The organism is Burkholderia sp. 9120 (genome assembly GCF_000745015.1).
Lineage (GTDB): Bacteria > Pseudomonadota > Gammaproteobacteria > Burkholderiales > Burkholderiaceae > Paraburkholderia.
In genome coordinates, this window is record NZ_JQNA01000002.1 from 401,940 (window position 1) to 425,921 (window position 23,982).

A 23,982-nucleotide genomic window follows, 5' to 3' on the forward strand; every position below is an offset into this window, starting at 1 on the left:
GGCTCGATTTTTGAGCGTCTCTTGAGGAGATAACGTGAAATACCTACCGTTAATCGCTTTGACCGTGGCAATTTCTGCCTGCGCCGCTCAACCGCCTGCAGGCGTCCAATCTGTCGGTCAAAGCCAGCAACCGGTGAAGGCCGTTGCCACCTGCATCGCGCAGAAATGGGCAGATAGCTCGCAACAGCAGGTCGTGTCGCAAGACACGATGGCTAACGATCAGGCCATGGACGTCTACGTTCCGGGCCAGCAACCGCCTAGCGGCGCGGCCGCGGTGGTGCGTCCGTCGTATTCCGGCAAGGGTACTTGGGTAGGCTTCCGCGCGAACGGCGGTGCGGGTAGCGACGCTACCGGCGCCATCAGCGGTTGCCTGTGATCCTCACTTTGAAGCACTGCAGCAAACCGTTTGGCGATCCGTATCAATAAAGCGTCTGAGACTCTGGATTACTCGCCAAATGAAAAGCCCCGCGATTTGCGGGGCTTTTTTGTTTCTTGCATCGATCAGCGCGAACGCTAAGGCTTATTCGCCGCTCGCCTGCGCATTGCTGCTGTCCAACGCGCCGAAGAACTTCACCTTCGAACGCGTGCGCACAGCCTGCAGATACGCTTCCGCTTCGGACTGCGCGTCGACTTGCGCAATCTGTTGCTGCGCTGCAGCCAGACGCTGCGGATCGATCGGTGCGCCCGCAACCACCGCGTTCACACGATAGATCGCGTAACCGTCGTCACCGAGGTCCACACCGACGTACGCCGGCAATTTTTGCGCGTCCGCTTTGTAGATTGCACTCAGTGCTGCCGGCGGCATGCCTTGCGCGTCATTGCGCGACACCTTCAGCGGCGACGAGAATCCCGCGGTCGACCTGGACTTTTCAAAGTCGGCCAGCTTCGCGATACCGTCCTTGTGCGCAGCTTCGTCCGATTGAACCGCGATCACCTTCTGACGCACCGCGTCCTTGACCGCGTCGAGCGCAGGTACGGCGGCCGCTTTGTAATCCGTGACGTGCGCCGCGATCAGCGTGTTGCCGCCGACGTCGATAGCCTGCGTGTTGTTGCGCGCAGTCACTGCGTCGCTCGCGAACACAGCGGCCAGGAACTTCGGATTGCCGAGCGGGCTGCCAGCCGGCAGCTTCGGATCCGGCTGCGGCGTCACCGTAGCGGTTTGCATTTGCAGCTTGTACTTGTCCGCGGCCGGTTGCAGGCTCTTCGCTTTTTCGTAGACGATCGACGTGAAGCCTTCCGAATCGTCGCTGAATGCCTTGGTCGCGAGTTGCGTCTTCAGGTCCTTCGAGATCTGGTCTTTCACTTCGTCGAACGGCCGGGTCACGGCCGGCTTCACGTCCGTCACCTTGACGATGTGATAGCCGAAGTCCGTTTGCACGATGCCGCTGACTTCGTCTTTCTTCAACGCGAACACTGCGTCGTCGAACGCCTTGCCGCCGGCGATCATGCCGGGACCGAAGTAACCCAGATCGCCGCCCTTCGACGCCGAACCCGGATCCTGCGAATTCTGCTGCGCAATCTGCGCGAACTGATCCGGATGCGCCTTGACCTGCGCGAGCAGGTCTTCAGCCTTCTGCTTCGCCTTGGCCTTGTCGGCCGCGCTCGCGTCTTTCGGCGCCGCGATCAGGATGTGGCTGGCTCTCACCTGGCCGTCCGTGCGGAAGTGCGCGATGTTGTCGTCGTAGTACTTTTTCAGATCCGCGTCGCTCGGCTGCGCCGACGCCGCCAGCGTGGCCGGCGACATCACCAGATACTGGATCGTGGCGGTGGCGGGCGTGGCGAAGTCGTTCTTGTGCGCGTCGTAATACCCCTGCAGTTGCGCGTCGGTGGGCTGCACTTTCGCCGCGTAGTCGCGCGGATGGAATGCGATGCCCTGCACTTCACGCTGCTGCTCGGCGAGCTCGGTCAGATGCTGCGCGAGCGTCTTCGACGTGAACGCGCTGCTCTGGATCGAGACGGGCAATTGCTGCGTGGCGATGCTGTAGCGCACGCGCTCGTCGTATTGATCGGGCGTCATGCCTTGCATGGCGAGCAACTGCTTGTAACGCTCGACGTCGATCGAACCATCGGGATTCTTCAGCGACGAGATCACCGGGTCGTTCAGCAGCACGCGGCGCACCGCGTCGTCCGACGCAGTCAGATGCAGACGCTGCGTTTCGTCGGCCAGCACGCGTTGCTCGATCAGACCGTCGAGCATTTCGCTACGGCGTTCAGGCGTGTCGAACGACTTCATGTCGAACTGCGCGCCGAGCATCTGACGGGCACGGTCGAGCTGCTGACGCATTGCGTCGTCGTATTCGGCGCGCGTGATCTTGTGACCGTTGACGCTCGCGACATTCGCACTTTCGTCAAAGAAGCCGCGGAAGCCTTGAATACCCACAAAACCCAACCCCGGCACAATGACGAGGATGAGCATGACCATCATCAGGCGTTTGTGATTACGGAAAAAATCGAGCATGCGTGAGGGGTGCCAAAAACAGAACGCCCGATCTTACAACAGCGGGCAATAAAAAAGGCGAACCGTAGTTCGCCTTTCGAGGATACTGGCGGAGTGGACGGGACTCGAACCCGCGACCCCCGGCGTGACAGGCCGGTATTCTAACCGACTGAACTACCACTCCTTATACTGCACTGATACTGCGCTGACTGAGACACTCGACTAAACCGGAAACTGGTGGGTGCTGAGAGGCTCGAACTCCCGACCTACGCCTTGTAAGGGCGCCGCTCTACCAACTGAGCTAAGCACCCGTTTCACGATCTAATGCCACTTTAGTGAATCAGCTTGCTTATTTTCTGCCGCTCGATTTCTCAAGCAGCAAGCCCATTAGTTTAGCGCATCCTTCAGAGCTTTGCCAGGCCTAAATTTGGGCACCTTTGCCGCCTTGATTTTGATCGCGGCGCCGGTGCGCGGATTGCGGCCCGTGCGTGCGGTGCGCTTGCCGACCGCGAACGTACCAAAGCCGACCAGCGTCACCGATTCACCCTTCTTCAACGTCCCTTTGACACCGCCGATCACGGCGTCGAGCGCGCGGCCCGCCGCAGCCTTCGAAATGTCGGCTTGCTGTGCAATGTGATCGATCAATTCCGTCTTGTTCATTCCAACCCCCGAGAATGTTTATGGCAATCGTGATGGCGCTCTGCTGCGCCTGGTTTCACGCGGCCGGCGGGCTACGCCGAGCCGAGTCATTAGAATTGGCCGAAACCCTTGTGTCAAGCGGGGTTGAGCCTGATTCAGAGGGATTTGCAAAGGCCCGCTTATCACCAAATCTTGCCGCGAATCGATGTATGTGCAACCAGTCGGCGCGTAGGTCGCGCGATTGTTCAAAGGTTGGGAAACCCGGTGCTGCGGAGGCGCTGCGAAACGCGTCGCGAGGCGTGATGGTGATCAAGCGATAACCGAGCGATAACTGAGCGATAAAAGGAGCCGGCAATAAAAAAACCCGCGGCATAACCGCGGGTTTTTTGTCCGGCAAACAGCTTTCGCTGCGCGCCGCTTTAACGCTTGAAGATTAGTGCTTCACGACTTCCGTCGCACCGACGTCTTTGCCTGACTCAGTCGCGACCGGCGTAGCAGGTTTCGGCTCTTCATCCGGCAATGCCTGCGGCACACGTTCGAGCGCCAGTTCGAGCACCTTGTCGATCCAGCGGACCGGCACGATTTCGATTGCGTTCTTCACGTTGTCCGGGATCTCCGTCAAGTCCTTGACGTTTTCTTCCGGAACCAGCACCAGTTTGATACCGCCGCGATGCGCCGCCAGCAGCTTCTCTTTCAGGCCGCCGATCGGCAGAACTTCGCCACGTAACGTGATTTCGCCTGTCATCGCGACATTGGCACGCACCGGAATTCCGGTCAGTACCGACACCAGCGCGGTCGTCATCGCGATACCGGCCGAAGGACCGTCCTTCGGCGTCGCGCCTTCCGGCACGTGGATGTGAATGTCCTGCTTCTCGAACGCTTCGTCCTTAATACCGAGACGACGCGAGCGCGAACGAACCACCGAACGTGCTGCCTCGACGGATTCCTTCATCACGTCGCCGAGCGAACCCGTGCGAATCACGTTGCCTTTACCCGGCATCACCGCAGCTTCGATGGTCAGCAGATCGCCGCCCACTTCCGTCCACGCGAGACCCGTGACCTGGCCAACCTGATTTTCCTTCGCCGCCAGACCGAAGTCATACTTGCGCACGCCAAGGAACGTGTCGAGGTTGCTGCCGTCGACCTTCACCGCGCCTTCCGCCTTCTTCAGCAGAAGCATCTTCACGACCTTGCGGCAGATCTTCGAGATTTCACGCTCGAGCGAACGTACGCCCGCTTCACGCGTGTAGTAACGAATGATGTCGCGGATCGCTGTTTCCGTCACATCGACCTCACCTTCCTTGAGGCCGTTGTTCTTCTTCTGCTTCGGCAAAAGATAACGTTGCGCGATGCTGACCTTCTCGTCTTCCGTGTAACCCGACAGACGGATCACTTCCATCCGGTCGAGCAATGGCGGCGGAATGTTCAGCGAGTTCGACGTCGCCACGAACATCACGTCCGACAGATCGAAGTCGACTTCGACGTAGTGATCGGCGAACGTATGGTTCTGTTCCGGATCGAGCACTTCGAGCAAGGCCGACGACGGATCGCCGCGGAAATCCTGACCCATCTTGTCGACTTCGTCGAGCAGGAAGAGCGGATTGCGCACGCCGACCTTGGTCAGGCTTTGAAGAATCTTGCCGGGCATCGAACCGATGTACGTACGACGGTGACCGCGAATCTCGGCTTCGTCGCGCACGCCGCCGAGCGCCATACGCACGAACTTGCGGTTCGTGGCGCGAGCGATCGACTGACCCAGCGACGTCTTACCGACACCCGGCGGCCCAACGAGGCATAGGATCGGCGCTTTCACCTTGTCGACACGTTGCTGGACCGCGAGATACTCGAGAATGCGTTCCTTCACTTTCTCGAGACCGAAGTGGTCTTCGTCGAGCACGCGTTCCGCATTCGAGAGGTCGTTGTTGACCTTGCTCTTCTTGCGCCACGGCAGGCCGATCAGCGTGTCGATGTAGTTACGCACGACCGTTGCTTCAGCCGACATCGGCGACATCAGCTTGAGCTTCTTCAGCTCGGCGTCGGCCTTCTTCTTGGCTTCCTTCGGCATGCGGGCAGCCGTGATGCGCTTCTCGAGTTCCTCGAGATCCGCACCTTCTTCACCTTCACCGAGTTCCTTCTGGATCGCCTTGACCTGCTCATTCAGGTAGTACTCGCGCTGGCTCTTCTCCATCTGGCGTTTGACACGCCCACGGATGCGCTTTTCGACCTGCAGGATGTCGATCTCGGCTTCGAGTTGCGCGAGCAGATGCTCGAGACGCTCGATCACCGGGAACATTTCGAGGATGTGCTGCTTCTGGTCGAGCTTCAACGGCAAATGCGCCGCGATCGTGTCGGCCAGACGGCCAGCCTCGTCGATACCCGACAGCGACGTCAGGATCTCCGGCGGGATCTTCTTGTTCAGCTTCACATACTGGTCGAACTGCGACACGATCGCGCGGCGCAGCGCTTCAGTTTCAGCGCTGTCGGCGTGGTCGGGTTCGAGCGGCATGACTTCGCACGAGAACTGCGTTTCCTGTTCTTCGATGGAAAGCGTCTTCGCGCGCTGCAAGCCTTCGACGAGCACCTTCACGGTACCGTCGGGCAGCTTCAGCATTTGCAGGATGTTGGCAATACACCCTACTTCGTACATGTCCTTTTCGGTCGGCTCATCTTTCGCAGCCGTTTTCTGGGCGACGAGCATGATGTGCTTGCCGCCTTCCATCGCTGCTTCGAGAGCCTTGATCGACTTCGGGCGGCCTACGAAGAGCGGAATCACCATGTGCGGGAAAACGACTACGTCACGCAGCGGGAGCAGCGGGAGCGTAATGCGTTCCGGCGGGAGGAGTTGGGTTCCTGACATTTCATTTCCCCATGAGTGGAATCAGTTCGTTCGATAGGTGAGGCCAGCAGAAAATATTGCAAGCCTCCGCGTGTGGGAAAAGTTCAGTGACTCCGAAGGTTCAGTGACTCCATAGTGAAAACAAGTATCCTTAACCACACGATAAACGAAAAAAGCCGTTCACGTCGCCATGAACGGCTTTTTTTGCAGAACCCGAAAGCCGATCAGTTCGAACCCGCCACTTTTGGCGCGTCTTCATAGATCAGCAGCGGTTTGCCGTCGCCATCAATCACGTTGTCGTCGATGATGACCTTGCTAACGCCTTTCATTGCCGGCAGATCGTACATCACGTCAAGCAACGCCTGTTCCAGGATGGAGCGCAGACCCCGTGCCCCCGTCTTGCGACGAATCGCCTTACGCGCCACAGCCTGCAACGCGCCCGGGCGAATTTCGAGCTCGACGCGTTCCATATTGAACAGCTTGTGGTACTGCTTCACCAGCGCGTTCTTCGGTTCGACGAGGATCTTCATCAACGCGACTTCGTCGAGCTTGCCGAGCGTGGCCACCACCGGCAGACGACCGATCAATTCCGGAATCAGACCGAACTTGATCAGATCTTCCGGCTCCACTTCGCGCAGCACTTCGCCGGCGTCGCGGTCCTGCTTGCTCTTCACACTGGCGCCGAAGCCGATGCCAGTTTTCTCGGTACGATCGACGATGACTTTTTCGAGTCCGTCGAACGCGCCGCCGCAAATGAACAGGATGTTGGTCGTGTCGACCTGGATGAAGTCCTGATTCGGATGCTTGCGACCGCCCTGCGGCGGCACCGACGCCATCGTGCCCTCGACCAGCTTCAGCAGTGCCTGCTGCACGCCTTCACCCGACACGTCGCGGGTGATCGACGGGTTGTCGGACTTGCGGCTGATCTTGTCGATTTCGTCGATGTAGACAATGCCGCGCTGGGCTTTGTCGACTTCGTAATTGCAGTTCTGCAGCAGCTTCTGGATGATGTTCTCGACGTCTTCACCGACATAGCCGGCTTCCGTCAGCGTGGTTGCATCGGCAATCACGAACGGCACGTTCAGAAGACGCGCCAGCGTCTGCGCGAGCAAGGTCTTGCCGGAGCCCGTCGGGCCGATCAGCAGGATGTTGCTCTTGGACAGCTCGATCTCGTCTTTCTTGTCGAGGTGCTTGAGGCGCTTGTAGTGGTTGTACACCGCCACCGCGAGAATCTTCTTCGCGCGTTCCTGACCGATCACGTACTGGTCGAGGATTTCACGGATTTCCTGCGGGCTCGGCAGATCGGACTTGGACAAGCCCGCCTCGATGCCCGCGCCTGCAGCTTCGTCACGGATGATTTCGTTGCACAGGTCGATACATTCATCGCAGATGAACACCGACGGGCCGGCAATCAGTTTTTTGACTTCATGCTGGCTCTTGCCGCAAAACGAGCAATACAACAGCTTTTCGCTGTTAGAACTTTTCTTGTCCGCCATAGATGTGTGAGCCTCCGGACACTCTATTACATGATACGCCGTTTGCCCCGGCCTCACAGTTGGGGCGCGGCAGGGGCTGAGCCAAGGTGACGGCGTTTGCCGCAGGCGCTCGGACGAGTTTTGATTATTTCACAAACCGATCGGACGACGGCCTTGCCTCATTTCAGGGCAAGGCCCCACCAGATCAAGGGCGCTTGTGCGCGACCTGGTCGACCAGGCCGTAGGCTTGCGCGTCATCGCCGGACATGAAATTGTCGCGGTCGGTGTCGCGTGCAATACGCTCGACCGGTTGGCCGGTATGGTGCGCCAGCAGGTGATTCAGACGCTCCTTCAAATACAGGATTTCGCGCGCCTGAATTTCGATGTCCGATGCCTGACCACGTGCGCCGCCCAGCGGCTGGTGAATCATCACGCGCGAGTTCGGCAGCGCGAAACGCTTGCCCTTCGCGCCGGCCGCCAGCAGGAATGCGCCCATGCTGGCCGCGAGTCCCATGCACAACGTGGAAACGTCGGGCTTGATGAACTGCATCGTGTCGTAGATCGCCATACCAGCCGACACCGAGCCACCCGGGCTATTGATGTAGAAGCTGATGTCCTTGTCCGGATTTTCGCTTTCAAGGAACAGCATCTGCGCGACAACCAGATTGGCCGTCTGATCGTTCACCTCGCCGACCAGGAACACGATGCGTTCCTTCAGCAGACGCGAATAGATGTCATACGAGCGCTCGCCCCGGCCGCTCGTTTCCACGACGATCGGCACCAGTCCGAGCGCCTGCGCTTCGAGATCCCGGGACGACTGGGAGGTCAACGTGTCCAGCATTTGGGCGCGAAAGGTCATGCAATGGATCCTTGTCTGGAAATATTCTAAATATTAGATGCTAGACAGGTGTGGTCGACAAGCCCGTATTCAAGTGCGCGATCAGTGCGAGCGCCGGATGCAACGTGGCGCAAAACGCCATGCAAAATGCAACGCACGTTCACTACCTACTCGCCGCACAAAAAAACGGCGTGCGGGCCGTCACTCCGACAGCCGGCACGCCGTTGCAGCGACGCTTACGCTTGCGCCGTTGCGCTTGCCAGTTCTTCGAAGCTTACTTCCTTGTCCGTCACCTTGGCCTTGCTGAGGACGAAATCGACGACGTTGGCTTCAACGACGTACGCTTCCATTTCTGCAAGACGTTGCTGGTTGGAATAATACCAGCGGACGACTTCCTTCGGGTCTTCGTAGCTTTTCGCGAATTCGTCGACTTCGGCACGAATCTGCTCCGGCTTCGCTTGCAGTTCGTTGGCCTTGACCAGCTCGGCCAGCACGAGGCCCAGCTTGACGCGGCGCTCGGCCTGGTCCTTGAACATGGCAGCCGGGATCGGTGCGTCTTTGGCGTTCGGCACGCCGCGTTGCTCCAGATCCTGACGCGCCATCACGACGAGGCGTTCCTGATCCTGCTCGATCAGCGCGTTCGGCACGTCCAGTTCCGAAATCTTCAGCAGCGCGTCCATCACCTGGTTCTTGACGATGGCTTGCGTGCGGCGCTTCGCTTCGCGTTCGAGATTGTCTTTGATCTCAGCGCGCATCTTGGTCAGATCGCCGTCTTCGATACCGAGCGACTTCGCGAATTCAGCGTCGATTTCCGGCAGATGCGGCCACTCGATCTTCTTCATCGTGATCGTGAATTGCGCGGTCTTACCGGCGACTTCCTTGCCGTGGTAGTCCTCAGGGAACGCCAGGTCGAATTCCTTCGACTCGCCGACCTTCAGGCCCGTCGCAGCCGTTTCGAATTCCGGCAGCATGCGGCCTTCGCCCAGCACGAAAGCGAAGTCGTCAGCGCTACCGCCCTGGAACACTTCACCGTCGATCTTGCCGACGAAGTCGACCGACACGCGATCGCCTTCTTTCGCTGCCGTGTCCGCACCGCCGTCACCATGGTCGCCGGCTTCGCCGCGAGCGTGGAAGTGCACGCGCTGCTTGCGCAGGATTTCCAGCGTGCGATCGATTTCCGCTTCGCTGATGGAGGTCGTGGTGCGCTCGATTTCAGCCGTGGCGACGTCGCCCAGCTTCACTTCCGGATACACCTCGAAGGTCGCGTCGAAAGCGTAGTCGCCTTCAACCGCGTCGGACTTCGGCGCGAAGCTCGGCTGACCGGCGACGCGCAGGTTTTCGGCGCGGCTGATGTCGAAGAATTCCTTGCCGACCTTGTCGCTCAGGACTTCGGCTTCCACCTGACCCGAATACTGTTGCGTCACCATCTTGAGCGGCACCTTGCCCGGGCGGAAACCCGGCATGCGCACGTTCTTCGCGAGTTGACGGATACGCGAGTCCACTTCCTTCTGCACGGCGTCCTTCGGCAGGGAAATCGTGACGCGGCGTTCGAGCTTGCCGAGGTTCTCAACAACGTTAGCCATGGCTTCAATCGTCCTAAAATTATTCGAGCGAATCAGTTATCTTCTCCGTGCCGCTTTTCGACGTCGCTTGACAGCGTGGCGTTGCGTCGATTGCGCGCCTGCGCCGCGGGCTTGCAGGCCGCCGGCAGCACGGTTGGGTCCAAAGAGCCAAATATTTTAGCAAACTATTTGCGCGCCCAAGCGGGATTCCTCGATTCGCTGCTTTTTTCTCGCGATTCGGGCCGCTTTCCACGCCGTTTCGGCGCGGTTTCCGCCAGGTTCGGACGATCCCGGCTATGCCGTTCGACATATTCAGTCGGCGCGCCCATGCTGATAAAGTGACGCACGCGCTCGGGGCTGCGCCTGCATTTCTTCCGCAGTGTCGTCGCCGCACCCGCCCTCGCCACGATTCCAAACTATCAGAGACACCATGCCGAATTCGCCGTCCTCGCCCGTCGTCGTCATTGCTCCCGACTCTTTTAAAGGCTCGCTTAGCGCGGAACAGGTCGCGCAGTCGATCGCGTCAGGCATTCGCCGCGCCCGCCCTGACGCCGAAGTGCGTATCTGCCCGATGGCCGACGGCGGCGAAGGCACGCTCGACGCCATGCTCACCAGCGGCGGCGAACGCCGCACGCTCAGCGTGCGCGGTGCGGCCGGTCCGGTACGCGACGCGCTCACGGGCCTACTCGCCGACGGCAGCGCGATCGTCGAAACGGCGGAAGTAGTCGGCATTACGGATCCGGTGGGCATGGGCGTGCCGGTCGAGGCGCGCAGCACGCGCGGCATGGGCGAAGCGATCCGCGCGCTGCTGGACGCGGGCGTGCGGCGCTTTTACGTAGCGCTTGGCGGCAGCAGCACGAATGATGGCGGCGCCGGCCTGCTCGCCGGCCTCGGTCTGAAACTATTCGACGCCCAGGATCAGGAACTCGACGCCACACCCGAACAGCTTGCGCGCGTCGCGCGGCTCGACGTGTCGCAACTCGACGCGCGGCTGAAAGACACGCAATTCGTCGGCATGTCCGACGTCGACAACCCGCTGACCGGTGAGCACGGTGCCACCGCGGTGTTCGGTCCGCAAAAAGGCGTGAAGCCGGAGCAGATCGCGTCGATCGACGCGGCTCTCACCCGCTTCGCCGATCTGCTCGAAGCGGCGCTCGGGCGCAGCGCGCGCGACCTGCCGGGCGCGGGTGCGGCCGGCGGCCTCGGCTTCGCGCTGCATATGCTCGGCGCGCAATTCGAGCCGGGCGCGGAAACCGTTGCACGGCAAATCGGCCTCGACGCCGCGCTCGAAGGCGCGAACTGGCTGATCACGGGCGAAGGCCGGTCAGACGTGCAAACGCTGCACGGCAAAGCACCCTTCATTGCGTGCCGCCACGCACAGGCTGCGGGCGTGCCGGCCACGCTGCTGTCCGGCGCGGTGGACTCCGCGGCCCTGCCGCGGCTCGCCGAATACTTCAGCGGCTGCTTCTCGCCGGCGCCCGGCCCGATCACGCTCGAGGTCGCGATTCGCGACGCGGCGCGTCTGCTGGCCGACGCGGCCGAACAATTGACGCGCCTGAAATTCGGCGCGCGTTGACCGACGGGACGGTTGCGGCAACAATCACAGCGCCGCGACCGCATCACTCACTACGGGAAGACCATGAAGGACTCCGCCAAAGCCGGGCTCGAGCAGTTCCTCACGTACCGCCTGCATGTGCTGAACAAGCTTGCAGAGCGTGGTATCAGCGAGCGCTATCAGGACAAGCTCGGCGTGACCTTGCCTGAGGCGCGCGTGATTGCATCGGTGGGCTCGTTTGGACCGTTCTCGATCATGGAACTGGCGCGGCACGCCAACCTCGACAAGAGTCAGGCGAGCCGCGCCGCGGAAGCGTTGATCAAACAAGGGCTGGTGAAACGCGAGCCGAGCGCCGAAGACGGCCGCGTCGTGCTGGTCTCGCTGACCCCGGAGGGGCGCGCGCTGTACCGGAAGGTGATGCCGATCGCGCGCAAGTGGAACGGCGATCTGTTCGATTGCCTCGACGAGCAGGAAAAAATCGCGTTCGGCCATTCGCTCGACAAAATCATCGAAACGATGATGGCGCGCGAGGAGTGAGACGCAAAAGCGGCGGCCGGGTCGGCATACGCTGAACTCAGGCTTTGCCGTCACCTTTGGTGTTGACGTTGACACTGGCGTTGACGCCGGACCGCGCAGCATCCGCATCAACAGCCGGAGCGTTCATTGCTCCGGATTCGACTGGCAAACCATTCGCCATCGCGCCACTCGCCCCGCCCGCCTGCGCATGGGCGCGAGCACCGCGCGCGAGCCGCCATGCGAGCGCGGCGAGCGAGCCCACCGCCAACAACAACGCCGCCCCTATCAGGTAGCGACGCCGCGCATCCGGTGGCGCGGGCTGACCATCGGCGTCCGGCCCAAGTGACAACGCGTCGCCCACGCGCGCCGTCGCCACAACCGATGACGCGCCCGCCAACAGCTCATCCCGACTCACTGCCGCCGATACGGTCGCGACGCTCCCCACCGACAGCGCGAACGGCGCGACCCCATGCGCGGCGAAAAGCAGCGTCGCCGGACGCCAGCCGGCGGCCACCGTCAAGGTTCCGTTACCTAGTCCGCCATTGCGCGTATCGACCACCACCCGCCATTGACGATCGGTATCGGGCGCGAACGAGAGCGACGGATTGTTTTGCTCGACCGCGCCGTTGTGCAAGCGGAACAGCGTCGCACTCGACACTTCACGCCAAGGCGCGTCGAGACCCGTGCGCGAATAAACAACTGCCGGCGCCACCGTATCGGGCTGCGGCAAATTCAGCCGCAGCCGGTCGACCGGATACGGGCCGCCCGTCGCGAAGAAATACTCGCCCGGCTTCGGCCCGGCATGAGCGACGATGCCTTCGCGCCACGTCCGCTGCGCGTCGGCGCGTTGCGCATGGACGGCGACGGCCTGCACTTCCATGTCGATCGACTCGATATAGGGCGTGCCGTCGAGCCAATGCAGCCGCAGATAGCGCGCCGGCGCGCCGTCCAACTCGACACGGTCCTGACTCAGCGCGCTGCCGTTGGCGTTGACCTTGAGCAGTTGCGCGTCGCCGGCGGGTTGCCAGTGGCGTAGATCGTCGCTGGCTTCGACCGTGACGCGCCCCTGGTAATTGTCGTCCCGCAGGTGCACGAGCAACGCACTCACCCGACCCGCGCGCGCCGCACGCCCCGCGTCGATCAGATCCGTGTCGTGCTGTTCGCGGGCCGGCGGGGCTGCGGTGGCGCGCAGCGAGCCGTCGGCGGCCATCGCCACGCCGAATGGCGCGCTGGAGGCGCCGGGCACAGCCGGCGGCAACGGAAACCAGTTCACCGGACGCAACGTGGGCGCGCCGCGCGCGGCGTCGCGTGGTATCTCGAGTGAATACGGCATGGCTTCGCCGGCGCTGTCGACAACGCGCACGTCGCCCAGATCGCTGCGCTGGCTCGCCGCGTAGACGGCGGCGGGCAACGTCACGCTATAAAAAGAAGCGCCGTTGTCGAGTTGCAGCGCAAAACGCTCTGCGAAATTGTCGGCGGCCGACACTGGCGCCGATGCCCACGCGAACACGAACGCACAACACCAGCCGGTCAGTTTCAGGACACGCTTCATTGCTCGGTTTCCACGACCACAGCCTCGGGCGGCAACGGCTGGATGCAGCCGACGAGCAGCCACATCGAACCCCTGCCGATGAACAACACAATCCGCTCGACAACGCTCACATGCAACAGCTTAAACAGAGCACACGCGCCGCGAGAGCAGCGCATTGAACCACACGAAGGACACAGCCACCATCTCGCCGCCACGCGGCGACCCGTCAACCATGTCAAAATTCGGCAGCGGCCACCGAGCCTTCAATCTCCCACATTTCATCCAAGGAAGTTTCAGTGGACATCAACAAACAGGTCGCGGCTCTCACCGCTTCGGAACTCCAGACCGCCGGCGCGAGCCAGGCGACGGCGATTGCCGTCAGTGTGCTGCTGCGTCATCTGCGTTCGCCTGAACTGGCGAAACTGTTGTCGTCGGCATTCGACAACCATCAGGCCGTGATGTTGAAAACGCCATGGCCCGAGCCGATGCTGCAGGCGTTCGACTCGACCCGCCGTTTCCTCGAAGGCGCGGCGCAAGCCGAGCTGCCGGGTATGCAGGCGCAACCCGACGCACCGGAAGCTTGAGCACAGCCGGGCAGCACCTGCCCGGCGCCCAGCGAAAAAGTCAGACCGGAAACAAAAAACCCCGTCAGTCCAAAGACTTAACGGGGTTCTTCGCTACAGATTAATGGTGCGAGGGAGGGGACTCGAACCCCTACACCCTTGCGGGCGTCAGGACCTAAACCTGGTGCGTCTACCAATTTCGCCACCCTCGCAGCCGGATCGACGCGATGCGCCTATCCGATGTCCTGCAGGCTTGCGGCCGCGTTCAAAACTCGCGCCCGAAACCGTAAGCGCGAGATTCTAACCGATAGATTCGCGCTTGTCTGCATCTGCCGGGCATCTGTCCGGACGGCGCCGATGCTACAATTTTTGGCTCGATGCACGAACCACGTGCCCCTTCTTTGCCGCCTGTTCCCCACACGCCCAATCCAGTGAATTTCGACGACTATTGCCAGCAGAAAGCGGCACCACCCGGATCGGGCACTTACTACGCGCTGCGTCAGGCGTCCGCGAAAAGCCGGCCGACGCTCACCGCGCTGTTCGCGCTACGCCGCGAGTTCGAAGAAACGGTCAAGGAAACCAGCGATCCGACCATCGGCCGGACGAAACTCGCGTGGTGGCAAAACGAACTGGCCGCGCTGGCCTCGGGCTCGCCGTCGCATCCTGTGTCGAAGGCGCTGGCCGCGTACCTGCCCGACGTGAAGGCGGCGTATCCGGCGCTGCAGGGCCTGCTCGCCGGCTTCGAGATGGACCTCGACCAGGCGCGCTATCTCGACTATCCGAATCTGCGGCGCTACGTGCAAGGCGTCGGCGGCACGTTCGCCGCGCTGGTGGCACGCGCGGCGACCAGGAGCGCAGCGGACGGCGAGCAGGTTTCGAGCTGGTCCGTGCAACTCGGCGACGCGCTGCTACTCGCGCAACTCGTGGTCGAGACCGGTAACGATGCCCGTCACGGCCGCATCTATATTCCGATCGACGAAATGCAGCGCTTCAACGTGACCGCGGCGGATCTGATCAATCGCAAATATACCGATGCGTTCACCGACCTGATGCGCTTCGAGACGACTCGCGCGCGTGACGCGTTGCATGCCGCGCTCGCGGCCGTGCCTGCTGCCGAGCGCCGCGCACAGCGCACGCTGCTCGCGCTCGCCGCGCTCGCGCTGGCGCTGCTGGATGAGATTGAACGCGATGGTTATCACGTGCTGCATCAACGCATCGCGTTGACGCCGGTTCGCAAGCTGTGGATCGCGTGGCGCGCGAAGTAGACGCGCGGCGCGCGGGACGGCTGTTGGGTCGTTGTGAAGCGACGCTCGTCAAGTGCCGGTCGTTAAGCGCCCCTCAACGCGCCCTCACATCACGCGCGCAATAACGGCAACGGCTCGAACCTCTGCTGCAAAATCGTCGACGCGTCGAGCCCCCACCACGGCCCCAACACCGTCGCATAAAGCTGCCGGAAATCCACGCCGACCGGCAGGTTGCCATTGCCATCGAGTCGCGCGAGAACCGGCGGCACGCCATACAGACCGCCGCGCACGCGCCCGCCCATCACGAAGTGCGGCGCCACCGTCCCATGGTCCGTGCCATTGCTCTGATTCTCACGCGGACGGCGCCCGAACTCGGCATAGGTCATCACCAGCGTGTCGTCCCAGCGGCCGAGTTCGGTCAGCGCCGACTTCATCGACGCGAAACCTTCCGCCAGTTGCTTGAGCAGCGCCGCCTGCTGACCCGGCTGGTTCTGGTGCGTGTCGAACCCGTTCAGCGTCAGACGGATCACCGCCACGCCCTGCCCGCTCTTCGGTTTTTCCTGCGACGTATCGCCGGCCGCTAAAACCTGCATCGCCGTTTTGATCGAGCTGCCGAAAGCACCGCCGGGAAACACCGTCTTCAACTGCGCCTGACCTTGCGTGGGACGCAGCCGGTCCGCCGCTTTCACGATGTCGTTTTCAACGTCGAGAATATGCGCGAGTTCCGGGTTGCGTTCGTGCAGCGAGACCGGCGTCGCGAGGCGCGAAGCCTTGACGAACTGCGCCGGATTGACCAGCGCGATCGCGCGCGCGCCATTCGCGAGCGGTCCCATTTCGGCGCTGCCGATCACCACGCCGTCGGCGGCAAAACCGGGCGGCACCGGTGACTGTGCAAACGCGCGGGTCAGCCAGCCTTCGCGCAGATACTGGTCGGAGCGCGAGGCGGTGTCCCAGATCTCGATCGAACGGAAATGCGAAAGGTTCGGTTGCGTGTAGCTCACGCCTTGCACGATCGCCAGTTGCTGGCTGTGCCAGAGTGGCATCAACGGCTGCAGTGAAGGATGCAGCGCGGTGCGCTCGTCGAGCTGAATGCCCTGCTCGCGTTTGATGCCAATGTTCTTGCGCAATTGATAGTAAGCCGGATCGGCGTACGGAATCACGGTGTTCAAGCCGTCGTTGCCGCCTTTCAGTTCGACGAGGATCAGCAGGTTGTCGTAGCCACGCGACCGCGAGGCGCCAAGGCCATCGAGTTGCGCGCCGAACGCGCGAGGCAGCCAGAGCGTCGCGCTCGCGGCGGCGCCCATCGAGAGAAAGCTGCGTCGTTTCATCCTGCACCTCGTTCGATCGTTATGGCGTGAGTGGCTTGCTTCAACGGCTCGCCTCAAAGGCTAGCTTCAACAGCTCATTTCAACTGATAAGCCGGGTCCATCAGCAACGCTTCCAGGTACGCGCTCGCGGTCGAATCGGTTTCGATCGCGTCCACCGGCGTCAGCGGCAAGACCGCGTGCTGCAACTGCAACTCCGCCGACAACCCCGGCTTCGCCGTCGGCGCGGTGTTGTAATGCGCGAGCCACGTGTCGATATCGAAGCGTACGCCGCCTTGCGCGTTTTGACCCGTTCGCGCGATCACACGTTGTAACGGCGAATTACCTGCCTTACCGCTAGCCGGTGCGCCACTTGCCGCGACCTTGCCGTTCATCGCGCCGTTCATCACATTGTTCATCGCGCCGTTCACCGGCTTGCCCATCGGCCGCGGCCTCGCGGCTTCGGTCGCGCGGAACAACTGCTCAACAAACTGCTTGCGGGCCAGCAACGTCGAACTGTTGATCCAGGTCGTGCCGCCCGGCCAACCTTTGACGTTCGGCGGATAAAACAGGTTTTCGCCGAGGTTGCGGATCTCCGCGGCGAACGGCGTGGTGTTGTCGTAACCAATATCGAACGCGCGCAGCGTGCCCACCACGAATTCCGCCGGCGACTTCACGAGCACGCCGCGATCGTCGTCGTCCCAGAACGCGTCGCTCATGAACAGGCCGCGCAACGCGACCTTGATGTCGTAGTGACTCGCGCGGAACTGCGCCGCGATCGGCGCAATTCGCGCCGGGTCCGGCGTGTCGGACACGAATTCGCGCCACAGTTTGGTCGTGACGAAGGTGGCCGTATCCGGCCGCGCGAGCAGAATGTCGAGCACCTGGTCGCCATCGAACGGACCGGCCTCACCGAGCACCGTCTTCTCGCCGTCGTCGTGCTGGTTCGCGCGCCACACGTAGGCCTGCGTATCGGGATCGAGACTCCAGCCCGTGTAAGCGCGCGCCGCTTCCGACACATCGCGCTGCGTGTAATGACCTTCGCCCAAGGTGAACAGCTCCATCACCTCACGGGCGAAATTCTCATTGGGCTTGCCCTTGCGATTGCTCGCGCCGTCGAGGTATTGCAGCATCGCCGGATCTTTCGCGACGTCGTGCAGCATCTCGCCGAAGTTGCCGAGCGCGTCGCGACGCAGCAGCATGTTCTGCTGCGCCATCTGCTGCGGATACCCGACCTTGTCCTGCCCGGACGTGAAGTGATTGGCCCAGAACAGCGTCATGCGCTCGGTCAGCGGCGACGGCGTGCTGAGCATCTCGCGCACCCACCATGCGCGTAACGCGTCGTACCGCTGGCCACGCAGACGCTGCTCGTCGCGGCGCTGATCGTCGCTCCACGTTTTACGGATCTCGCGCGTCGGGATCGGTTCGAGCACCCACTCGGGCAGCGGCGTCAGCGCTTCGGTTCGGGTACCCGCGAGCACCTTGTCGACGGCCTGGGCGCGCGTGAGTCCCACGTATTGGGCGACCTCGGCGCTGTCCGGCGCGAAGCCGACACGCGTCAGGAAGAAGCGCGCGTCGTCGGCGTCGAGCAGGCCTTGCTCGCTGTCGGACGTATCGGCCGCCGCGGATGCCGCGGATGCCGCGGATGCCGTGGGCCGATGCTTCGCGTGCGGAACACGAGGCGTGCCCTGCTGCTGCACGGCCGACGCCGGCGTAGCGGAGACCGCCGCGCAGACCACCGCCGCGAGCACGCTGGCCGATGCGGCAAACACCGTGCCGCGATTACCACGTCCTGGCAATTTCATCATGGATCATCCGGGTTGACGCAACGTCACGGAGCGGCGCTTGCCCATCTTGTGCATGGCAAGCGGCGCTCGGCTCTGACGACTCAACGGCAGATTGGACGGGAAAGTTGACGGGGGAAGTGCAACGAAATTTTTCACGCAAGGACGATGCGCGAGATGCCGGCCAGGGGCAGGCACGGAAATAGCTATCGCTTATAAAGTTCGCGGACAGCATCTTCGATGTGCTGCCGTAACAGACGCCGTTCGTCGGGCGTCATATGGCCGTCACGACGACGTTGATCGAGATCGGGAGGGACTGCGGTGCGCAACATCACGTCGGAAGCGGGACGCTCGATATTGGCGTTATGGCGATTGACCTTGGGGTTGCCGGGTCTGGGCGCGTGTTCGCTCGCAGCTCTGTCGGCGGAAGGCTGGGCATGGGCGAGCGTGGGTCCCAGTGAGCCTGCGAGCGTACCGGCAACTGCCAGTGCAATAACGCTCAGGCGCACATTTGGCCAAACCCCTCCCTTCATGTTTTTCCCTTCGTGGCGCGGCAACCGGCTACCTCAAATGCGTATACAGACCCCGGTAACTAGCCGGGTGCGAGAGTTTTTAGTCGAGTGAAGTATCCACCGAACAGCCGCATTCAGTAAAGCAGTCTACCTGCCCCCGCTTTACGTCGTGCCACAGTGCGGGTAAATTTTGTAACTGACTGTAACCCGATAAATGATGCAACCGCGCACCCCTTTCTAATCGCGCTAAGATGCCGACCATGGAAACTAAAAACCCTTCGAAAATCCTCGTCGTCGACGACGATCCGCGCCTGCGCGATCTGTTGCGCCGCTACCTCGGTGAACAGGGCTTCAATGTCTATGTCGCCGAGAACGCGCCGTCCATGAACAAGCTCTGGGTGCGTGAGCGCTTCGATCTGCTCGTGCTCGATCTGATGCTGCCCGGCGAGGACGGCCTGTCGATTTGCCGGCGTTTGCGCGGCAGTAACGACCGCACGCCGATCATCATGCTGACGGCCAAGGGTGAAGACGTCGATCGTATCGTGGGCCTCGAAATGGGCGCCGACGACTATCTGCCCAAGCCGTTCAACCCGCGCGAACTGGTCGCGCGGATTCACGCGGTGTTGCGCCGCCAGTCGCCGTCCGAATTGCCGGGCGCGCCGTCGGAAACCACCGAGGTGTTCGAGTTCGGCGAGTTCGCGCTGAACCTCGCCACCCGCACGCTCACCAAGGCCGGCCAGGAAATCCCGCTGACCACGGGCGAGTTCTCCGTGCTGAAGGTGTTCGCGCGTCATCCGCGCCAGCCGTTGTCGCGTGAAAAGCTGATGGAACTGGCACGTGGTCGTGAATACGAAGTGTTCGACCGCAGCCTCGACGTGCAGATCTCGCGTCTGCGCAAGCTGATCGAGCCGGATCCGGGCAGCCCGCGTTTCATTCAGACCGTCTGGGGTCTGGGTTACGTGTTCATCCCCGACGGTGCAGCCTGAGTTTGTTCTCGCCTCCTGTTTTTGATTTCAGATAAGAAGGGCCCATGCGGATCGACCGGCGCCTCCTGACGCTCGCGTTCGGCGGCCTTTTCTGGCGAACCTTTCTGCTGATCGCGCTATTGATCGCAGTCAGTCTCGCCGCCTGGTTCCAGAGCTTCCGGGTGATCGAACGCGAGCCGCGCGCGCAGCGCGTGGCGTTGCAGCTCGTGGCGATCGTCAAGCTCACGCGCACCGCCCTCCTTTATTCCGATCCCGACCTGCGGCGCGCACTGCTGCAGGATCTGGAGAGTAATGAAGGGGTGCGGGTGTACCCGCGCGAAACCACCGACAAATACAAGCTCCAGCCCGACGAGTCGCTGAACCGCCTGATCGAACATGACATTCGCGGCCGGCTCGGCGACGACACGGTCATCGCGCAGAGCGTGAACGACATTCCCGGCGTCTGGATCAGCTTCAAGATCGACGACGACGACTACTGGGTCGCCCTCGACCGCGATCAGCTCGACAACGCCACCGGGCTGCAATGGGCCGGCTGGGGCGTGTTCGCGCTGGCGCTCTCGCTGTTCGGCGCGGCGTTCATCACGAGTCTGGTGAATCGGCCGTTCGCGCGCCTCGCCATGGCCGCGCGCAAGGTCGGCTCGGGCCAGTCGCCCGAACCGCTGCCCGAGCGCGGCATGGGTGTGGCCGCCGAAACCAATCGCAGTTTCAACCAGATGGTGCAGGACCTCGAACAGCTCGAGGCCGACCGCGCGCTGATGCTCGCGGGGATTTCGCACGATCTGCGCACCCCGCTCGCGCGGCTGCGGCTCGAAACCGAAATGAGCCCGTCCGATCAAAGCACCAAAGACGCGATGGTCGACGACATCGAGCAGATGGACATGATCATCGGCCGCTTCCTCGATTACGCGCGGCCCGTGCAACGTGTTCCGGAACCTGTCGACCTTTCGGTGATCGCAGGAGAACTGGCTGCGCGTATGCAGAGCGAAGACAGCATGCGGCTGATCACGCGGCTCGCGCCGTCGGCGGTGATCGAGGCCGATGAAACCGACATGCGGCGGGTGGTCGGCAATCTGCTGGAGAACGCTCGCAAGTACGGTCTGAGCGACGGCGACGGCATTCCGCACGTGATTCTGGAAACGCGGGTGTCGCACTCGCGGGTTGAACTGTCCGTGGTCGATGAAGGCCCCGGCATTCCGGAAGACCAGTTGGCGCTTGTCACGCGGCCGTTTTATCGTGTGAACTCGGCGCGCACGCAGGCGAACGGCACGGGCCTCGGCATGGCCATCGTGCAGCGCCTCGTGGGCCGCTACCGCGGTGCGCTGCGTTTGCGCAACCGCACGCCGGGCCCGGGTCTCGAGGTCACGATCGAGTTCCCGCTGGCCAAGGGCGCCTGAGCGGAAACCGGCGTCAGGCGCCTCGGCGCGCCGCCTGCGGCCCACGGCCGCATTGAATAATTGCCACCCGTTCGATTAGCTTGACGCTATAGAACGGGTGGTTCAATAGAACCATAGGGGACACCGTGTGACGCGCTCGTGTAACGAGTTCGGAGCCTAAGACATGCTGTTTTTTCCAACTTACGAAGGAGTATTCGCATGAAAACCGTTGGCGATAAAATCGAAGCGTTCACCATTGCCGCTGCCAAGCCAGGCTTCAACCATCACGAAGAAAACGGCGTCTCGGCGTTCGAAGAAATCACGGAGCAGTCGTTCCCGGGCAAGTGGAAAATCATTTATTTCTACCCGAAGGATTTCACCTTCGTGTGCCCGACCGAAATCGTCGAGTTCGGCAAACTGGCCAACGACTTCGAAGAACGCGACGCCGTGCTGCTGGGCGGCAGTGTCGATAACGAATTCGTGAAGCTGGCCTGGCGTCGCGAGCATAAGGACCTGGACAAGCTGAATCACTACGCATTCGGCGACGTGAAAGGCGAGTTGATCGACCAGCTCGGCGTGCGCGACAAGGAAGCCGGCGTCGCACTGCGCGCCACTTTCATTGTCGATCCGGACAATACGATCCAGCACGTGTCGGTGAATAACCTGAACGTGGGCCGCAATCCGGAAGAAGTGCTGCGGATTCTCGACGGTCTGCAAACGGACGAACTATGTCCGTGCAACCGCTCGGTCGGCGGCGCAACGCTGTAAGCCGTGTCTTCAAAAGCCCGTCAAGCTTGAAAAAGCCGCGGGCTTTTTTATCGACAACCCGATAGGAGATAACAATGGAATTCTTGTCTTCGATTAAGGCACGCGTGCCGGACTACGCCAAGGACATCCGGCTGAATCTGGACGGCACGATTGCGCGCTCATCGCTCGAAGGAAACGATGCGGTCGGCGTGGCGTTGGCGGCGGCGTTCGCCGCGAAGTGCACGGTGATCGTCGACGCGATTCGCAATGCGGGCGTGTTGTCGCCGGAAGAAACGAATGGCGCGCTCACCGCCGCCGCGTTGATGGGCATGAATAACGTCTGGTATCCGTACGTCGAGATGACGGGCAGCGCGGATCTGAAATCGCAGCCGGCGCAATTACGGATGAACGCTTATGCGTCGCATGGCGGCGTGGATAAACGGCGCTTCGAGATGTATGCGCTGGCGGCGTCGATTATCGGCAAATGCCATTTTTGCGTGAAGTCGCACTTCGATACGCTGGTAGCCGAAGGCATGAGTGCCACGCAATTGCGCGATGTCGGCCGGATCGCGGCGGTGATTAATGCCACCGCGCAATGTATTGCCGCCGAGGGTAAATAAAACTTCGGTCAGCGCGCGCAGCACGATGATTTAATCGCCGCTGCGCGCGCGTCTCCTGAATGAGCCGCATCGGGTTCCTTTAGCCCAACCCGCCGTTAGCTCTTGATCAGCAACACCGCGGCCTGCGCTTCGATTCCGTCGCCTCGCCCGAGGTAACCGAGCTTTTCATTGGTCTTCGCCTTCACGTTGACGCGCTCGAGCGGCAGGCCGAGATCGGCCGCGATATTCGCGCGCATGCCTTCAATATGCGGCGCGAGCTTCGGCGCCTGCGCGACCACGCTGCTGTCCACATTCGCGATCGAAAACCCCGCCGCCGTCACGCGCGCATAACACTCGCGCAGCAAAACGCGGCTGTCCGCGCCGGCGAACTTCGCGTCGGTATCGGAGAAATGACGGCCGATGTCGCCCATTGCCGCGGCGCCGAAAATCGCGTCGGTGATCGCGTGCAGCAGCACGTCGGCGTCCGAATGCCCGAGCAAGCCGCGCTCATAAGGAATCGTCACGCCGCCAATAATCAACGGACGTCCCGGCACCAACGCATGCACGTCATACCCCTGGCCAATTCTGAAATCCATATGCGTCAAGTCCTTAAGTCCGCTTATTCACTGAAATTAAAACTGAAATTGCGATCGATCGAAACCGGTCCGAATTCAGACCGAAACCGGTCTGAAACTGATCATCACGAAGCCGACGGCCGGCTCAGAATCGCCTCGGCCAGCTCGAAATCTTCCGGATAGGTCACCTTGAAGTTGCGCAAGCTGCCCTGCACGAGCTTCGGCGCATGTCCCAGCCATTCGATCGCGCTCGCCTCGTCGGTCAGATCGTGACCGTCGGCCTGCGCGCGCAGAATCGCGTCGCGCAACATGCCGATGCGGAACATCTGCGGCGTCTGCGCCTGCCACAACCCGTCGCGTGCTTCGGTACGGGCGATGCGGCCGTCGGTGGACGCCGCGTCGATCCGCTTCAGCGTATCCGCCACCGGCAAGGCCATGATGCCGCCCACGGCGTCGTCCTTCAGCGCACCGACCAGCGCGCGGATCAGCGCGGGCGTGATGCCCGGCCGGGCCGCGTCGTGCACCAGCACCCAATCGTCGTCGTGCGCGCCGAACTCGGCGAGCGCCTGCAGCCCGTTCAGCACCGACGCCTGGCGCGACGCCCCGCCGCAGCGGCGCACCGCAAAGCGCAGCCGGCCGAAGCGGCGGCCGTCGAAGTGCTGGTCGTCGGGCGCGATTACCAGCAGGGTCTGGGCGAATTCGCTGCAGGCGTCGAAGGCCGCCAGCGAGTAATGCAGCATGTCGCGCCCGGCTACCGTGCGATATTGTTTGGGCATCGCGGCGCCGGAACGGCTGCCGGTGCCGGCGGATGGAATCAGGGCAAATAGACGGGAAGTCACGAGGGCGGAGGCCGCGAAGTCAAAGTAAAGGACGGATTTTATAATAGGTCCTTCGCATCCATGCCCG

General features: G+C 62.1%; 21 protein-coding genes and 3 tRNA genes. 9 read left to right on the plus strand and 15 right to left on the minus strand.

The window, feature by feature from the left end; translation table 11 throughout:
- Positions 1-34: 34 nt before the first annotated feature.
- Complete coding sequence (locus FA94_RS10035) at positions 35-376, plus strand: hypothetical protein (protein WP_035550297.1); 342 nt, start codon at positions 35-37, stop codon at positions 374-376.
- Positions 377-520: 144 nt separating this feature from the next.
- Here the strand turns inward: FA94_RS10035 and FA94_RS10040 are convergent, their stop codons facing one another.
- The 8 genes from FA94_RS10040 to tig form a co-directional block, all read right to left on the minus strand.
- Positions 521-2,458, minus strand: a complete 1,938-nt coding sequence (locus FA94_RS10040) for a SurA N-terminal domain-containing protein (protein ID WP_035550300.1) — start codon at positions 2,456-2,458, stop codon at positions 521-523.
- A gap of 86 nt (positions 2,459-2,544) precedes the next feature.
- Positions 2,545-2,621, minus strand: a tRNA-Asp gene (locus tag FA94_RS10045).
- A 51-nt stretch (positions 2,622-2,672) separates the two neighbouring features.
- Positions 2,673-2,748: transfer RNA gene (locus FA94_RS10050), tRNA-Val, on the minus strand.
- Between the two features lie 76 nt (positions 2,749-2,824).
- Positions 2,825-3,097, minus strand: a complete 273-nt coding sequence (locus FA94_RS10055; RefSeq protein ID WP_035550302.1) for an HU family DNA-binding protein — start codon at positions 3,095-3,097, stop codon at positions 2,825-2,827.
- Positions 3,098-3,509: 412 nt separating this feature from the next.
- Entirely contained in the window at positions 3,510-5,933 is a 2,424-nt protein-coding gene (lon, locus tag FA94_RS10060; RefSeq protein WP_035550305.1) for an endopeptidase La, read from the minus strand.
- A 203-nt stretch (positions 5,934-6,136) separates the two neighbouring features.
- Positions 6,137-7,408 carry an ATP-dependent Clp protease ATP-binding subunit ClpX gene (gene clpX, locus FA94_RS10065; RefSeq protein ID WP_035550307.1) on the minus strand — a complete coding sequence of 424 codons (1,272 nt, stop codon included), beginning with the start codon at positions 7,406-7,408 and terminating at the stop codon, positions 6,137-6,139.
- A gap of 184 nt (positions 7,409-7,592) precedes the next feature.
- Positions 7,593-8,246: an ATP-dependent Clp endopeptidase proteolytic subunit ClpP gene (gene clpP, locus FA94_RS10070; RefSeq protein ID WP_007182010.1), complete on the minus strand. Its 654-nt coding sequence runs from the start codon at positions 8,244-8,246 to the stop codon at positions 7,593-7,595.
- A gap of 215 nt (positions 8,247-8,461) precedes the next feature.
- Positions 8,462-9,808 (minus strand): trigger factor, encoded by a 1,347-nt coding sequence (gene tig / locus FA94_RS10075; protein ID WP_035550310.1) that lies wholly within the window; start codon positions 9,806-9,808, stop codon positions 8,462-8,464.
- Positions 9,809-10,217: 409 nt separating this feature from the next.
- Here tig and FA94_RS10080 point away from each other — a divergent pair, with 409 nt between their 5' ends.
- Positions 10,218-11,363, plus strand: coding sequence for a glycerate kinase (locus FA94_RS10080; protein ID WP_035550314.1), 1,146 nt, complete (start codon positions 10,218-10,220; stop codon positions 11,361-11,363).
- 63 nt (positions 11,364-11,426) lie between these two features.
- Positions 11,427-11,879 (plus strand): MarR family winged helix-turn-helix transcriptional regulator, encoded by a 453-nt coding sequence (locus tag FA94_RS10085; RefSeq protein WP_035550319.1) that lies wholly within the window; start codon positions 11,427-11,429, stop codon positions 11,877-11,879.
- A gap of 37 nt (positions 11,880-11,916) precedes the next feature.
- On the opposite strand, the gene FA94_RS10090 is transcribed toward FA94_RS10085, so the two are convergent.
- Complete coding sequence (locus FA94_RS10090; RefSeq protein ID WP_035550322.1) at positions 11,917-13,410, minus strand: DUF3999 domain-containing protein; 1,494 nt, start codon at positions 13,408-13,410, stop codon at positions 11,917-11,919.
- A 275-nt stretch (positions 13,411-13,685) separates the two neighbouring features.
- On the opposite strand from FA94_RS10090, the gene FA94_RS10095 reads away from it, so the two are divergent.
- A complete protein-coding gene (locus FA94_RS10095) occupies positions 13,686-13,973 on the plus strand; it encodes a hypothetical protein (protein WP_035550324.1) in 288 nt (95 codons plus the stop codon).
- A 104-nt stretch (positions 13,974-14,077) separates the two neighbouring features.
- Here the strand turns inward: FA94_RS10095 and FA94_RS10100 are convergent.
- Positions 14,078-14,164 (minus strand) — tRNA-Leu (locus FA94_RS10100).
- A gap of 219 nt (positions 14,165-14,383) precedes the next feature.
- Here FA94_RS10100 and FA94_RS10105 point away from each other — a divergent pair.
- Positions 14,384-15,217, plus strand: coding sequence for a squalene/phytoene synthase family protein (locus FA94_RS10105; RefSeq protein ID WP_035550326.1), 834 nt, complete (start codon positions 14,384-14,386; stop codon positions 15,215-15,217).
- Between the two features lie 89 nt (positions 15,218-15,306).
- On the opposite strand, the gene FA94_RS10110 is transcribed toward FA94_RS10105, so the two are convergent.
- The 3 genes from FA94_RS10110 to FA94_RS37905 all read right to left on the minus strand — a co-directional run bounded on the left by FA94_RS10110 (position 15,307) and on the right by FA94_RS37905 (position 18,817).
- Positions 15,307-16,524, minus strand: coding sequence for a DUF1501 domain-containing protein (locus FA94_RS10110; protein ID WP_035550329.1), 1,218 nt, complete (start codon positions 16,522-16,524; stop codon positions 15,307-15,309).
- A gap of 74 nt (positions 16,525-16,598) precedes the next feature.
- Positions 16,599-18,308 carry a DUF1800 domain-containing protein gene (locus tag FA94_RS10115; RefSeq protein ID WP_231584919.1) on the minus strand — a complete coding sequence of 570 codons (1,710 nt, stop codon included), beginning with the start codon at positions 18,306-18,308 and terminating at the stop codon, positions 16,599-16,601.
- Positions 18,309-18,490: 182 nt separating this feature from the next.
- Positions 18,491-18,817: a hypothetical protein gene (locus FA94_RS37905; RefSeq protein WP_081935856.1), complete on the minus strand. Its 327-nt coding sequence runs from the start codon at positions 18,815-18,817 to the stop codon at positions 18,491-18,493.
- Positions 18,818-19,047: 230 nt separating this feature from the next.
- Between FA94_RS37905 and ompR the strand changes: the two genes are divergently transcribed.
- The 4 genes from ompR (at position 19,048) to FA94_RS10140 (ending at position 22,522) form a co-directional block, all read left to right on the plus strand.
- Positions 19,048-19,782, plus strand: a complete 735-nt coding sequence (gene ompR, locus FA94_RS10125; RefSeq protein ID WP_006048917.1) for an osmolarity response regulator transcription factor OmpR — start codon at positions 19,048-19,050, stop codon at positions 19,780-19,782.
- A 44-nt stretch (positions 19,783-19,826) separates the two neighbouring features.
- Complete coding sequence (locus tag FA94_RS10130; RefSeq protein ID WP_035550334.1) at positions 19,827-21,176, plus strand: ATP-binding protein; 1,350 nt, start codon at positions 19,827-19,829, stop codon at positions 21,174-21,176.
- A gap of 198 nt (positions 21,177-21,374) precedes the next feature.
- Positions 21,375-21,923 (plus strand): peroxiredoxin, encoded by a 549-nt coding sequence (locus FA94_RS10135; RefSeq protein ID WP_035550336.1) that lies wholly within the window; start codon positions 21,375-21,377, stop codon positions 21,921-21,923.
- A 74-nt stretch (positions 21,924-21,997) separates the two neighbouring features.
- Positions 21,998-22,522 (plus strand): carboxymuconolactone decarboxylase family protein, encoded by a 525-nt coding sequence (locus tag FA94_RS10140; RefSeq protein ID WP_035550339.1) that lies wholly within the window; start codon positions 21,998-22,000, stop codon positions 22,520-22,522.
- A gap of 95 nt (positions 22,523-22,617) precedes the next feature.
- On the opposite strand, the gene ispF is transcribed toward FA94_RS10140, so the two are convergent.
- Together ispF and ispD are read right to left on the minus strand one after the other, a co-directional pair.
- Positions 22,618-23,097, minus strand: coding sequence for a 2-C-methyl-D-erythritol 2,4-cyclodiphosphate synthase (gene ispF / locus FA94_RS10145; RefSeq protein WP_035550342.1), 480 nt, complete (start codon positions 23,095-23,097; stop codon positions 22,618-22,620).
- Between the two features lie 104 nt (positions 23,098-23,201).
- Positions 23,202-23,915 carry a 2-C-methyl-D-erythritol 4-phosphate cytidylyltransferase gene (ispD, locus tag FA94_RS10150; RefSeq protein ID WP_035550345.1) on the minus strand — a complete coding sequence of 238 codons (714 nt, stop codon included), beginning with the start codon at positions 23,913-23,915 and terminating at the stop codon, positions 23,202-23,204.
- Between the last annotated feature and the right edge of the window lie 67 nt (positions 23,916-23,982).

Bases quoted from the DNA above. Each gene is read 5' to 3' on its own strand.
- FA94_RS10040 (WP_035550300.1), bottom strand. From the start codon at position 2,458: ATGCTCGATTTTTTCCGTAATCACAAACGCCTGATGATGGTCATGCTC.
- FA94_RS10055 (WP_035550302.1), bottom strand. From the start codon at position 3,097: ATGAACAAGACGGAATTGATCGATCACATTGCACAGCAAGCCGACATT.
- lon (WP_035550305.1), bottom strand. From the start codon at position 5,933: ATGTCAGGAACCCAACTCCTCCCGCCGGAACGCATTACGCTCCCGCTG.
- clpX (WP_035550307.1), bottom strand. From the start codon at position 7,408: ATGGCGGACAAGAAAAGTTCTAACAGCGAAAAGCTGTTGTATTGCTCG.
- clpP (WP_007182010.1), bottom strand. From the start codon at position 8,246: ATGACCTTTCGCGCCCAAATGCTGGACACGTTGACCTCCCAGTCGTCC.
- tig (WP_035550310.1), bottom strand. From the start codon at position 9,808: ATGGCTAACGTTGTTGAGAACCTCGGCAAGCTCGAACGCCGCGTCACG.
- FA94_RS10080 (WP_035550314.1), top strand. From the start codon at position 10,218: ATGCCGAATTCGCCGTCCTCGCCCGTCGTCGTCATTGCTCCCGACTCT.
- FA94_RS10085 (WP_035550319.1), top strand. From the start codon at position 11,427: ATGAAGGACTCCGCCAAAGCCGGGCTCGAGCAGTTCCTCACGTACCGC.
- FA94_RS10090 (WP_035550322.1), bottom strand. From the start codon at position 13,410: ATGAAGCGTGTCCTGAAACTGACCGGCTGGTGTTGTGCGTTCGTGTTC.
- FA94_RS10110 (WP_035550329.1), bottom strand. From the start codon at position 16,524: ATGAAACGACGCAGCTTTCTCTCGATGGGCGCCGCCGCGAGCGCGACG.
- FA94_RS10115 (WP_231584919.1), bottom strand. From the start codon at position 18,308: ATGATGAAATTGCCAGGACGTGGTAATCGCGGCACGGTGTTTGCCGCA.
- FA94_RS37905 (WP_081935856.1), bottom strand. From the start codon at position 18,817: ATGAAGGGAGGGGTTTGGCCAAATGTGCGCCTGAGCGTTATTGCACTG.
- ompR (WP_006048917.1), top strand. From the start codon at position 19,048: ATGCCGACCATGGAAACTAAAAACCCTTCGAAAATCCTCGTCGTCGAC.
- FA94_RS10130 (WP_035550334.1), top strand. From the start codon at position 19,827: ATGCGGATCGACCGGCGCCTCCTGACGCTCGCGTTCGGCGGCCTTTTC.
- FA94_RS10135 (WP_035550336.1), top strand. From the start codon at position 21,375: ATGAAAACCGTTGGCGATAAAATCGAAGCGTTCACCATTGCCGCTGCC.
- FA94_RS10140 (WP_035550339.1), top strand. From the start codon at position 21,998: ATGGAATTCTTGTCTTCGATTAAGGCACGCGTGCCGGACTACGCCAAG.
- ispF (WP_035550342.1), bottom strand. From the start codon at position 23,097: ATGGATTTCAGAATTGGCCAGGGGTATGACGTGCATGCGTTGGTGCCG.